The sequence below is a fragment of the Citrobacter sp. Cpa228 genome (assembly GCF_030333085.1).
Lineage (GTDB): Bacteria > Pseudomonadota > Gammaproteobacteria > Enterobacterales > Enterobacteriaceae > Citrobacter > Citrobacter pasteurii.
Map to the genome: position 1 here is coordinate 1 of NZ_JAOWGQ010000036.1, position 11,963 is coordinate 11,963.

General features: G+C 53.5%; 14 protein-coding genes and 1 pseudogene. 12 read left to right on the forward strand and 3 right to left on the reverse strand.

What is annotated here, in order from left to right; translation table 11 throughout:
• A partial coding sequence (locus OGX91_RS04340; RefSeq protein ID WP_286625547.1) for a hypothetical protein occupies window positions 1-227 on the reverse strand: 227 nt, incomplete at its 3' end.
• Between the two features lie 900 nt (window positions 228-1,127).
• Between OGX91_RS04340 and OGX91_RS04345 the strand changes: the two are divergent.
• Window positions 1,128-1,241: pseudogene (locus tag OGX91_RS04345) on the forward strand (IS3 family transposase); the annotation flags it as partial.
• Between the two features lie 14 nt (window positions 1,242-1,255).
• Here OGX91_RS04345 and yjgA read toward each other — a convergent pair.
• Window positions 1,256-1,807, reverse strand: coding sequence for a ribosome biogenesis factor YjgA (gene yjgA / locus OGX91_RS04350; RefSeq protein WP_137378430.1), 552 nt, complete (start codon window positions 1,805-1,807; stop codon window positions 1,256-1,258).
• 95 nt (window positions 1,808-1,902) lie between these two features.
• Between yjgA and pmbA the strand changes: the two genes are divergently transcribed.
• From pmbA to OGX91_RS04405, 11 genes are all read left to right on the forward strand, one after another.
• A complete protein-coding gene (gene pmbA, locus OGX91_RS04355) occupies window positions 1,903-3,255 on the forward strand; it encodes a metalloprotease PmbA (RefSeq protein WP_286625548.1) in 1,353 nt (450 codons plus the stop codon).
• Window positions 3,256-3,301: 46 nt separating this feature from the next.
• Window positions 3,302-3,688 carry a cytochrome b562 gene (cybC, locus tag OGX91_RS04360; protein ID WP_286625549.1) on the forward strand — a complete coding sequence of 129 codons (387 nt, stop codon included), beginning with the start codon at window positions 3,302-3,304 and terminating at the stop codon, window positions 3,686-3,688.
• A 347-nt stretch (window positions 3,689-4,035) separates the two neighbouring features.
• Window positions 4,036-4,344 carry a PRD domain-containing protein gene (locus OGX91_RS04365; RefSeq protein ID WP_016151467.1) on the forward strand — a complete coding sequence of 103 codons (309 nt, stop codon included), beginning with the start codon at window positions 4,036-4,038 and terminating at the stop codon, window positions 4,342-4,344.
• Window positions 4,345-4,354: 10 nt separating this feature from the next.
• Window positions 4,355-4,717 (forward strand): SFCGS family glycine-rich protein, encoded by a 363-nt coding sequence (locus OGX91_RS04370; RefSeq protein WP_003830384.1) that lies wholly within the window; start codon window positions 4,355-4,357, stop codon window positions 4,715-4,717.
• A 2-nt stretch (window positions 4,718-4,719) separates the two neighbouring features.
• Window positions 4,720-5,019, forward strand: coding sequence for a DUF4312 family protein (locus tag OGX91_RS04375; protein ID WP_005134212.1), 300 nt, complete (start codon window positions 4,720-4,722; stop codon window positions 5,017-5,019).
• Window positions 5,020-5,041: 22 nt separating this feature from the next.
• Window positions 5,042-5,818 carry a DUF4311 domain-containing protein gene (locus tag OGX91_RS04380; RefSeq protein ID WP_005134210.1) on the forward strand — a complete coding sequence of 259 codons (777 nt, stop codon included), beginning with the start codon at window positions 5,042-5,044 and terminating at the stop codon, window positions 5,816-5,818.
• An 11-nt stretch (window positions 5,819-5,829) separates the two neighbouring features.
• Window positions 5,830-6,474 carry a DUF4310 family protein gene (locus OGX91_RS04385; RefSeq protein WP_003830379.1) on the forward strand — a complete coding sequence of 215 codons (645 nt, stop codon included), beginning with the start codon at window positions 5,830-5,832 and terminating at the stop codon, window positions 6,472-6,474.
• A gap of 58 nt (window positions 6,475-6,532) precedes the next feature.
• Window positions 6,533-7,666, forward strand: a complete 1,134-nt coding sequence (locus OGX91_RS04390) for an amidohydrolase/deacetylase family metallohydrolase (protein WP_286625551.1) — start codon at window positions 6,533-6,535, stop codon at window positions 7,664-7,666.
• Window positions 7,650-8,768 carry a DgaE family pyridoxal phosphate-dependent ammonia lyase gene (locus OGX91_RS04395; protein ID WP_005134202.1) on the forward strand — a complete coding sequence of 373 codons (1,119 nt, stop codon included), beginning with the start codon at window positions 7,650-7,652 and terminating at the stop codon, window positions 8,766-8,768. The genes OGX91_RS04390 and OGX91_RS04395 overlap by 17 nt, the downstream gene beginning before the upstream one ends.
• The gene (gene dagF / locus OGX91_RS04400; protein ID WP_005134201.1) at window positions 8,765-9,505 is read left to right on the forward strand and encodes a 2-dehydro-3-deoxy-phosphogluconate aldolase; all 741 of its coding nucleotides are present in this window, start codon (window positions 8,765-8,767) and stop codon (window positions 9,503-9,505) included. Before OGX91_RS04395 ends, dagF begins: the two co-directional genes overlap by 4 nt.
• A gap of 21 nt (window positions 9,506-9,526) precedes the next feature.
• Entirely contained in the window at window positions 9,527-11,440 is a 1,914-nt protein-coding gene (locus tag OGX91_RS04405; RefSeq protein ID WP_286625553.1) for a BglG family transcription antiterminator, read from the forward strand.
• 33 nt (window positions 11,441-11,473) lie between these two features.
• On the opposite strand, the gene nrdG is transcribed toward OGX91_RS04405, so the two are convergent.
• Complete coding sequence (nrdG, locus tag OGX91_RS04410; RefSeq protein ID WP_286625591.1) at window positions 11,474-11,938, reverse strand: anaerobic ribonucleoside-triphosphate reductase-activating protein; 465 nt, start codon at window positions 11,936-11,938, stop codon at window positions 11,474-11,476.
• Window positions 11,939-11,963 lie beyond the last annotated feature (25 nt).

Consider the following 11,963-nt stretch of genomic DNA (forward strand, 5'->3'; position numbering starts at 1 on the left):
TCCGAGGCGTTATCAGCAATAGCGCTGGTATTGGCTGCTATGTCTGTAGTGTTGGTTGCAATTGCCGCAGTGTTGGTTGCTACTTCCCCTTCCAGGGTTTGAGTGGCAGCTGTCACTGCATCATCAACATATTTCTCGGTTGCATTATCGTCAGGCCCAGCAAAAACAACACTCGGTAATAATGCGCATGAAATAACAATAGTAAGCGCGCTACGTTTAAAATTCATAAGTGATAATCTCCGTATATATTATTGTAAAATAACAAGGGCAATATTGATTTATTCCTAATGAGATGAGGTTGCTCTAATACTATAAATCCTTGTTATGTGTAATAAGGTTTCTGCATCTAACGTCACGCGGATTATAAAATTATCATTTGTTAGTTCAATTTTATTATTTATTATGGATGTGATTTTTTTTGTTTTTTTTGTATTTAAAAACAATGGGTAATATCTTTTTTTTAAGGATTTTCTTGTTGTTTTTTTGGGATTTATGCCCGAAAACTGGATGTGGATATATAAAATAAAGATAATTATTGTTTTGATGAATTTATTTCTTGTGTGAATTTTTTATGTGTCACATATTAGTGGTGTATTTATTGTTGGCTGTATAATAAGTTTGTTTGAATATGAATGTTATATGTATATATTTGTCTTGATATATACAATTAGAGGGGGAAGTATGTGAGGTGATTTGATCTATATTAAAGGCTCTGGTATAAAGTTGGACTGCACCCCAATAGTTGGACGCTCCAGTTCTTTATGGCAAATCCAAAATATTCCCTCGGAACCAGATAGTCTGTAGTCAGACGCTACCTCTCCGGTATTGATGGTGTTACCTAAAAAACAACAATTATTCTCCTGAATTTCGGAAAGCTGTTGACTGAGCTTCACTCTGTGAAGAACTTACGATGCGCGAATCAGCGGCACGATTTCACATCTCAAATGAAAGTGTTGTCCCGTACTGGGTTAATGTGTACAAATTCTAAGACCAGAAAGGACTTCTGAGTATAAAACGCGGCTGGGGCAAACCAATGTCAAAACAATCAATAACATCCCCACTTACCGATGCGGGACTGGAAAAGCTCTATCCCGAAGAATTACGGGCTGAACTCCGTTATTTGCAATATCCATTACTACACCTACGAGCGGATGAGTTTTAAAATACAAGGCCTGAGCCCGGTAGAATACCGAACCCAGGCCCTGAAAGCCGCTGTCCCATTTTATGAGTGCAGACTATAACCCTGAGCCTTTTGTTAGGCTTCGTTTTCCGCCAGTTCACGCAGATACTGGAAGATCTGACGTGCTGATTTCGGCGGCTTGTTGCCTTCTTTCTCTTTCTTCGCGTTACGAACCAGAGAGCGAAGCTGCTGGCGATCGGCGGTTGGCCACAGGTTCAGCACCTCTTCTACAGCATCATCACCTTCGACGATCAGGCGATCGCGCAGTTGCTCAAGCTTGTGAAACAGTACAACCTGTTGGTTGTGACGGTTTTTCAGCTTGTCCAGCGCCTGACGGATAGGATCAACATCGCGCTGGCGCAACATTTTGCCAATCAGCTGCAGCTGACGGCGGCGACCTTCCATCTTAATCCGCTGGGCCAGCTCAATCGCGGCACGTAAATCCGCATCGAGCGGGATTTTATCCAGCGCGTTTTTCCCCAGTTCGACCAGTTCCACACCCAGGCGTTTTAACTCCTCGGCGTCACGTTTAATTTCACTTTTACTGACCCAGATAATTTCATCGTCTTCGTCTTCGATGTCATCACCGGGAACGTCGTCGAGCCAGTCTTCGGGCTGCTTAGTCATGTCAGGCTCCTTAAAAAAAGAGGCTAATGTTACCAGTTAAGATGCGCACTGAAAAACGGTTCTCTGTTAGACTTCAGAGAAACTCTCTCTACATTATGGCATTTGCGATGAAAGTAATCTCACAAGTTGAAGCGCAGCGTAAGATTCTGGAAGAAGCAGTCTCGACGGCACTGGAATTAGCGTCAGGTAAGTCGGATGGCGCGGAAGTCGCTGTGAGCAAGACCACGGGTATTAGCGTCAGCACCCGTTATGGTGAAGTGGAGAACGTCGAATTCAATAGCGATGGCGCGTTGGGGATTACGGTTTACCACCAGAACCGTAAGGGCAGCGCATCGTCCACCGATTTAAGTCCGCAGGCGATTGCCCGTACCGTGCAGGCCGCGCTGGATATCGCCCGTTACACTTCACCGGATCCGTGCGCAGGCGTGGCGGATAAAGACCTGCTGGCCTTTGATGCGCCCGATCTGGATCTGTTCCACCCAGCTGAAGTCTCCCCTGACGAAGCTATCGAACTAGCGGCGCGCGCTGAACAGGCAGCGTTGCAGGCGGACAAACGCATCACCAATACCGAAGGCGGCAGCTTTAACAGCCACTATGGCATCAAAGTGTTTGGTAACAGCCACGGCATGCTGCAGGGCTACTGCTCCACACGACATTCCCTTTCCAGCTGCGTGATCGCGGAAGAAAATGGCGATATGGAACGCGATTACGCTTACACCATTGGCCGTGCGATGGGTGATCTGCAAACGCCGGAATGGGTGGGGGTCGACTGTGCGCGCCGCACGTTATCGCGCCTGTCGCCGCGTAAGCTCTCCACCATGAAAGCACCGGTTATTTTTGCCAACGAAGTGGCGACCGGACTCTTCGGACACCTGGTCGGCGCGATTGCCGGTGGTTCGGTGTACCGCAAATCGACCTTCCTGCTGGATTCGCTGGGCAAACAAATTCTGCCGGAATGGCTGACCATTGAAGAGCATCCGCACCTGCTGAAGGGACTGGCGTCGTCGCCATTCGACAGTGAAGGGGTACGGACTGAGCGCCGCGACATCATTAAAGACGGCGTGCTGACTCAATGGCTGTTAACCAACTATTCCGCACGTAAGCTGGGGCTGAAGAGCACCGGGCATGCGGGCGGGATCCACAACTGGCGAATTCCGGGACAGGGTCTAAGCTTCGAGCAGTTGCTCAAAGAGATGGGCACAGGCCTGGTGGTGACTGAGCTGATGGGGCAGGGCGTGAGCGGTATTACCGGAGATTACTCGCGCGGCGCGGCGGGCTTCTGGGTTGAAAATGGCAAAATTCAGTACCCGGTGAGCGAAATTACCATCGCCGGTAACTTAAAAGATATGTGGCGAAATATCGTCACCGTCGGTAATGATATTGAAACCCGCAGCAATATACAGTGTGGTTCGGTACTGTTGCCGGAGATGAAGATCGCCGGGCAGTAATACTCGTTAAGGCGTTAATTTTTAATAATAAAAAAGGAAGTGAGCAATGCGTAAACACCTGTTAGCGATCGTCGCGGCTTCAACGCTGGTTCTTGGTTCTTCTGCGTTTGCAGCCGATCTTGAAGACGACATGGGGATCCTCAACGACAACCTGAAGATCGTCGAAAAAACGGATAATGCGACTGAACTGAAAGATGCGTTAACTAAAATGCGCGCAGCCGCGCTGGACGCTCAAAAAGGCACACCGCCGAAGCTGGAAAGCAAATCCCCTGATAGCCCGGAGATGAAAGATTTTCGTCACGGTTTTGACACGCTGATCGGTCAGATTGATGGCGCGCTTAAGCTGGCGAATGAAGGTAAAGTCTCAGAGGCGAAAGCCGCAGCGGAAGAGCTGAAAACAACCCGCAACGCTTACCACAAGAAGTACCGCTAATGTGTTGTATCCGGCCTGTGTAGTCCGCAGGTCGGATAAACCGTCATCGCGTCGCTATCCGGCAACACCATTCCCCATAAGTAAACGCTATACCCATCACATTTTTTCATTTTTATCACCCACGCATTGTTCGTTCTGCCCTCCACTTTCCTTGTTCCTCATGCGATCTCAATCACATTATTCCAGCGATAAATCGTGAACCCGACCCGTTTTGCGGCACAGATCACTGTCGCTGCGTCCCTTTCCACTTCGAAGTGGAAAACAACTCGCTACAAACTTTTAACCTCCACCGCTACTTTACCCTCAGAGCCATTAGTGGGGTAAGACGAGTGAATAACGGAGCCGTAATGAATGACATGGGGGAATCGGTGGAACTGGCCGACCGCATGCTGGCGCAGGTGTATGCCTTGCTGCGTGAACGCCACATTATTCCCAACGCAGTACAAGAACAGATGCTGACGTCGCATGTTCGCGCCATGGCGCACCGCTCGGTAACGGGTGAACCCTTACCTGAAGTCGATGCCAGCTTGTTTGATGAAATTTCTGCCGAATCAATGGCGCTTGCCCGCGACGTCGTCGCCGAGTTTGGCAATCTTCCTGAGGAAGAGGCCTGGCTGCTGTCGGTGCACTTCGAAGTCGCGAAAGACAACCTTTAAGGAGCAAAAGATGGAACAGATTACCGTAGTGATTGGCGATCGTCTGGGTAAAGGCCAGAAAGTGGCGGCAGGCGTTGAGAAAGCGGGTGGCCGTGCGGTTGTGGTACCGGGCGTTGCCGCTGATATGAAGCTGGGTGATGTGATGAAAGCGGAAAACGCCACCTTTGGTATCTCGTTTTGCGGCAGCGGCGGGGCGGGGGCGATTACCGCGCAGACCAAATACGGCTACAAGGCGAAATACGGCATGCGCTCGGTTGATGAAGGCGTAACGGCCATCAACGAAGGTTGCAACGTGCTGGGGTTCGGCTTTATGGACAAAGAAGAGCTCGGCGAGCGCCTGGTACAGGCGTGGCAAAAGAAACACGGCGCTTAAGTATGAAAGAGCAATTCACCACCACGGTGAGAGTCACTGGCAAGGGCGAGGCTAAAGCGCGCGCCTTTGCCGATGCCCTGAACCACGTTCAGGCTGCGGTGATGAAAGCATCGTCGCATATCTTACTGCGTATTGAGCCACAGGATGTGCAGGTTGTTCAAGCACGTGAAACGGTGCGCAAAGAGGCGTTTTTATTTCTCTTTCTGCGCCGGGAAAGACGCACCTTCAGCGTGGAGCTGGATGTGACCGTCAACGTGACTGCCATCAATCTCGACAAGGTGGATTTCGTTACGCAACGCTGATTCTTTATTAAAAGGCATAAATATGTTCCTGATAATATTAATAAAATCGCTCATCATTGGTGGCCTGGTTGGCGTCGGTGTCGGCGCTGGGGCTGCACGCATGTTTCATGCGCCTACCACTCAAGGGATGGGCGCGTTTCGTACTCTGGGAGAACTGAATTCCTGCGAAGGGGATCCGGCTTCTCACTTCTCGTTCGGCCTGGGCTTCTTCTTTAACGCCTGGGCTTCTTCCGTTGCGGCGGGGGCGTTCACGCAGGATGTCGACCATCGCATCATCCCCAACTGGGGCGCCGCCGCGCTGATGGTTAAAAACCGCAACGTCGGTGAAACGTTGCACGATCCCAAGCGCATGGCGATTGCCTGTGGTGTTATCGGGATGATTGTCGTGACCTTCCTTAACCTCACCGCATCATCCGTACCGGAAGCGCTGCAAGTTACCGCCGTTAAGGTGCTGGTTCCTGCAGCCAACCTGCTGGTCAACACGGTAATGCCGGTGATCTTCTGGCTGGCGGCGATCGATGCCGGTAAGAAATCAGGCTTCTGGGCCACCGTCTTTGGCGGCGCGGCGCAACTGATTATGGGTAACGCTGTCCCGGGTCTGGTCCTTGGTATTCTGATCGGTAAAGGCGTGGAAGAGAGCGGCTGGAACCACGTTACCAAAGTCATGATGGTGGCTATCGTCGCGCTGTTTGTCCTGAGCGGCTTCTTCCGCGGCTTCGACATGAAGATGATCGAATCCTTCCATCTGACCGTGCCGAACTGGTTGGAACTGATCCACAACTCACTCAGCGGCAAATAACGGAGGCCATCATGGAACAAAATAAAGGTTTTTGGTTTGCCGACTGGTCGTTCCCGATCTTCGTTGGCCTGCTCTCTTCCGGCGTTTTTGCCGGAACGCACATGTACTACCTGTACGGTATCGGCGCATTTAACGAAGTGGCTTTTGTGGCGATGCTAAAGGCGGGAATGGACACCGGCTCTTACGGGGCGGTGGCGGCATTTGGCGCAAGCTTCCTGTTTGCCCGCATTATTGAAGGTTCGCTGGTGGGGATTCTGGATATCGGCGGCGCGATTCAGACCGGAGTCGGATTAGGTGTTCCGGCGCTGCTGCTGGGTGCGGGCATTATCTTCCCGGTTGCCAACTTCGCCGCCTCTTTGGTCACCGGCCTGGTGATTGGCCTGGCGATTGGCTACATCATCATTCTGGCGCGTAAGTTCACCATCAATCAGAGCGATTCAACCTACGGGGCGGACGTCATGATGGGGGCCGGTAACGCCTCTGGCCGCTTCCTCGGGCCATTGATTATCCTCAGCGCGATGACGGCTTCTATCCCTATCGGCATCGGTTCACTGGCGGGCGCGCTGCTGTTTTACCTGTGGCAAAAACCGATCACCGGCGGGGCGATCCTCGGCGCGATGATCCTCGGTTCCATCTTCCCGATTGCCATTAGCTAACTGTTGATTTGTAGGCCGGATAAGGCTGTTACGCCGCCATCCGGCAAAGGAGAGAGCGATGTTTGATTTACTCCTGCGCGGTGCGCGCCTCGTTGACGATACGGTGAGCGATATTGCGCTGAAAGACGGCAAAATTGCGGCATTAGGCAACGTTGATGGTTCAGCGCTGAAAACTATTGAGCTCGGCGGCGAGTGCTACGTCAGTGCAGGCTGGATTGATTCCCACGTTCACTGTTATCCCAAATCCCCGATTTATCACGACCAACCGGACAGCGTCGGTATTGCGACCGGCGTTACCACCGTCGTGGATGCGGGCAGTACCGGGGCGGATGATATCGACGATTTTTACACCCTGACCCGGGAAGCGGCGACGGAAGTGTATGCGCTGCTGAATATCTCCCGCGTTGGGCTTATCGCCCAAAATGAGCTGGCTAACATGGCCAACATTGACGCTGATGCGGTGCGGCAGGCGGTGAAACGCCACCCTGATTTTATCGTCGGCCTGAAGGCGCGCATGAGCAGTAGCGTGGTAGGTGTTAACGGCATCACCCCGCTGGATCGTGCCAAAGAGATGCAAAAAGAGAACGGCGACCTGCCGCTGATGGTGCACATTGGCAACAACCCGCCGAATCTCGATGAGATCGCCGAACGCCTGAGTGCGGGCGACATTATTACCCACTGCTACAACGGTAAGCCGAACCGTATTCTGACGCCGCAAGGCGAGCTGCGCACATCTGTCACGCGGGCGCTGCAACGCGGCGTGCGTTTGGACGTTGGTCACGGTACTGCCAGCCTGAGCTTTGCGGTAGCAAAACGCGCTATCGGTCTTGGCATTTTGCCGCACACCATCAGCTCCGATATTTATTGCCGCAACCGTATCAGCGGTCCGGTGTTCTCCCTGGCGAATGTGATGTCGAAATTTCTCGCCATGGGGATGTCGCTCCCACAGGTCATTGAGTGCGTGACCGCTAATGCCGCTGACGGCCTGCGTCTGAAACAGAAAGGGCGATTGCAGCCTGGTCTGGATGCCGATTTGACCATCTTTACGCTTAAGCGCCAGCCAACCGTGCTGGTAGATGCTGAAAACGACAGCCTGCAGGCTGAACAACTGCTGGTGCCGCTTGCCGCAATACGTGCGGGCAAGGGCTATATGACCGAACAAGGGAGCGCGGAACATGCCTTCGATTTTTGAGAAATACAATTTAAAACAGGTAATTAACACATCAGGCCGCATGACGGCGCTAGGCGTTTCCACGCCGCGACCAGAAGTGGTTGAGGTCGCGATGGCGGGGATGAATCAGTACTTTGAAATGAAAGATCTGGTCAATAAAACCGGCGACTACATCGCGAAATTGCTGGACGTGGAAGGGGCTACCGTCGTCTCCTGCGCGTCGGCGGGAATCGCCCAGTCGGTGGCGGCAGTGCTGGTGAAAGACAGCGACTGGCTGCTGGAGAACCTCCACGTTACGCCCATTGAGAATAACGAAATCGTGCTGCCCAGAGGCCACAACGTCAACTTTGGCGCACCGGTTGGCACCATGGTGGCGCTCGGTGGCGGCAAGCTGGTGGAAGCGGGCTATGCCAACGAATGTTCCGCGGCACAGTTGGCGGCGGCCATTACACCGCGTACGGCGGCGATTCTGTATATCAAATCTCACCACTGCGTACAGAAAAGCATGCTCAGCGTGGAGCAGGCCGCGGTGGTGGCGCGCACGCATAACTTGCCGCTGATTGTGGACGCTGCGGCGGAAGAAGATTTGCAGTGCTACTACCGCCTTGGTGCGGACCTGGTTATTTACAGCGGCGCAAAGGCGATTGAAGGGCCAACCAGTGGACTGGTGATTGGCAAAACCCAGTACGTTGAGTGGGTGAAACGCCAGACGGCGGGGATCGGCCGGGCGATGAAGGTGGGCAAAGAGGGGATTCTTGGCCTGACCTGCGCTATCGAACTGTATCTGAACGCCCAGAAAGAGAGCGGCGCGGAGATGGTCGAGAAAATGACGCCGTTCATTAATGCGTTGAACCAGCTGCACGGCGTGAGCGCCCGCGTGGTGTGGGACAGCGCAGGGCGCGACATCGCCCGTACGGAAATTAAGTTTGACGAAGCGGTAACCGGGATCGCCACGGGCGAACTGGTTGAAGCCCTGAAACACGGCGAGTACGCGATTTACTTCCGTGGGTACAAAGCCAACGAAGGCATTATCGAAGCCGATGTGCGCAGCGTGGATCGCGCGCAGCTGGAAATTGTGGCCCGTCGAATTGGTGAAGTGATTTCGCAGGAGAAAAACGCATGAAACTGACCCCTAACTTTTATCGCGACCGCGTCTGCCTGAACGTGCTGGCTGGCTCCAAAGAAAATGCGCGGGATATTTACGCGGCGGCGGAAGGACACGTGCTGGTCGGCGTGTTGTCAAAAAATTACCCGGATGTCGCAAGCGCGGTCGCGGATATGCGTGAATACGCGGCGCTTATCGACAATGCGCTCTCCGTGGGGTTGGGGGCGGGCGATCCAAACCAGTCGGCGATGGTCAGTGAAATTTCCCGTCAGGTACAGCCGCAGCATGTTAATCAGGTCTTTACCGGTGTGGCGACCAGTCGCGCGCTGTTGGGCCAGCAGGAGACGGTGGTCAACGGTCTGGTCTCGCCAACCGGCACGCCGGGCAGGGTGAAAATCTCCACCGGGCCTTTGAGCAGCCAGACGCCGGACGGCATTGTGCCGGTAGAAACCGCGATTGCGCTGCTCAAAGATATGGGCGGTAGCTCGATTAAATACTTCCCGATGGGCGGCCTGAAATGCCGTGACGAGTACATCGCCGTCGCGCAGGCCTGTGCCCGGCATGACTTCTGGTTGGAGCCTACCGGGGGTATCGATCTGGATAATTTCACTGAAATCCTGCAGATCGCCCTGGATGCCGGAGTGCGCAAAATCATTCCTCACATCTATAGTTCGATTATTGATAAGGTGAGTGGTAACACCCGCCCGGACGACGTGCGCCAGCTGATGGCGATGACCCGGGCCTGCGTAGGCTAACTGACAGATGAGGAGACTGACGTGCGATTCCCCAACCAACGTTTAGCGCAGCTGTTTGGCATGCTGCAAAACGAAGCGCTTCCACAGGACGAGCTGGCGCAGCGGTTGTCGGTTTCCACACGCACCGTACGGGCGGATATCACTGCGCTAAACGCGCTGCTTACTCAGTACGGCGCGCAGTTTGTTCTCAGCCGGGGCAGCGGTTACCAGCTTAAAATTGACGACCCGGTAAGTTATCACTCTCTGCAAACGCAGCAGCCTGAAACGTTGCTGCGCATCCCGCGAACCAGCCAGGAGCGGGTACACTGGCTGGTGGTCCGTTTTCTGACGTCGGCCTTTTCACTGAAGCTTGAAGATTTAGCTGATGAATGGTTTATCAGTCGTGCGACGCTGCAAAACGATATGGCCGAAGTTCGTGAACACCTGCAACGTTATCGTCTGACGCTGGAAACGCGCCCCCGTCACGGCATGAAGCTGTTTGGCAGCGAGATGGCGATCCGCGCCTGTCTGACCGATCTGCTGTGGACGCTGGCGCAGCAGGATCCGCAGCACCCGTTAGTGATGCAAGAGGCGCTGAATGCCGGGATCCCTGAGCAGCTACAGCCTGTTTTACAGGATATTTTCGCTCGTTTTCATATTCGTCTGACCGATGAGGGCGAGCTATTTTTGCGGTTGTACTGCGCGGTGGCGGTGCGTCGGATTAGCGAGGGCTATCCGTTGCCGGAGTTCGTCGCAGAAGAAGTGGAGAGCGAAGTGTGCTTGGCCACGCGGGAAATCGCGGCGGTATTGCACCGGCTGGCAGACAAACCGCTTTCTGTTTTCGAAGAGAATTGGCTACAGGTACATATCGCCGCCCGCCAGGTACAAGAGATCGCCCCCAGCGCCATTAATGCGGATGATGATGAAGCGCTGGTCAATTACATCCTGCGTTTTATCAACACCCAGTACAATTACAACCTGTTGAATGACAAGCAGTTACATGCCGATCTGCTGACGCATATTAAGACGATGATCACCCGCGTGCGCTACCAGATAATGATCCCCAATCCGTTGCTGGAAAATATTAAACAGCACTACCCGATGGCATGGGATATGACGCTGGCCGCCGTCTCGGGATGGGGAAAATATACGCCGTACACCATCAGTGAAAATGAGATCGGCTTTCTGGTTCTGCATATTGGCGTTGGGTTAGAGCGTAGTTACAACATCGGTTACCAGAGGCAGCCGAAAGTTCTGCTGGTATGCGATGCCGGAAATGCGATGGCGCGGATGATTGAAGCGGTGCTGGCGCGTAAGTATCCGCAGATAGAAATCGTCGATACCGTCACGCTGCGTGACTACGAACAGCGGGAAAGCATTAGCGAAGATTTTGTTATCTCTACCGCGCGGATCGGTGAAAAAGATAAGCCTGTAGTGATGATTGCGCCGTTCCCGACCGATTATCAACTGGAGCAAATTGGCAAACTGGTGCTGGTGGACAGAACCCGCCCGTGGATGCTGAACAAGTTTTTCGATGCCGCCCACTTTCGCGTGATCGACGGCACCATGGATCAGCAGACGCTGTTCAAAACGTTATGCTATCAGTTACAGGATGAAGGTTTTGTCGACGCGGAGTTTCTTGATTCAGTGGTTGAACGTGAGGCCATTGTCAGCACCATGCTGGGCGACGGCATCGCGCTGCCGCACGCCCTCGGTCTGCTGGCGAAGAAAACGGTGGTCTACACCATCCTCGCCCCGCAGGGTATTGCATGGGGCGATGAAACGGCACACGTGATTTTCTTGCTCGCCATTAGCAAAAGCGAATACGAAGAAGCGATGGCGATCTACGATATTTTCGTCACCTTCCTGCGTGAACGCGCGATGACGCGGCTCTGCGCATGCCAGAATTTCAGTGAGTTCAAAACCGTCGCCATGGAGTGTGTGAGCCGTTTTTGAGAGGCGGAAAACAGAATATTAACCGCCTGGAGATCAACGCAAACGATGCACAACCTGGTTGCTGCTGCCGCGCCAGATTAGCGCCGGGTCTTTGAGATCCTGCACGTATTTGCCATCGACCAGCACGTTGATGAGATCGACCACCTGCATTTGTGCAGCGTTGAGTTCATCGAGCTTGTAGCCGGTCCACACCCAGATATCTTTGCCGGGGCACTCAGCGCGAACGCGCTGCACCAGTTGCAGGATATCCGGCACGTTTTGCGGATGCAGCGGATCGCCGCCGGAGAGCGAGATCCCCTGGCGCTTGATTCGCGTATCGTTCAGATCGGCAATGATCTTATCTTCCATCTCTTTGCTAAACGGCTGGCCGGAATTGAGCCGCCAGGTGCTTTTGTTATAGCAGCCGGGGCATTCATGCACGCACCCGGACACAAACAGCGTGCAGCGGGTGCCGGGGCCGTTAACGATGTCGACGGGATAGTATTGGTGAAAGTTCATAGCTTGTAACCATGCCGGGTGGCGC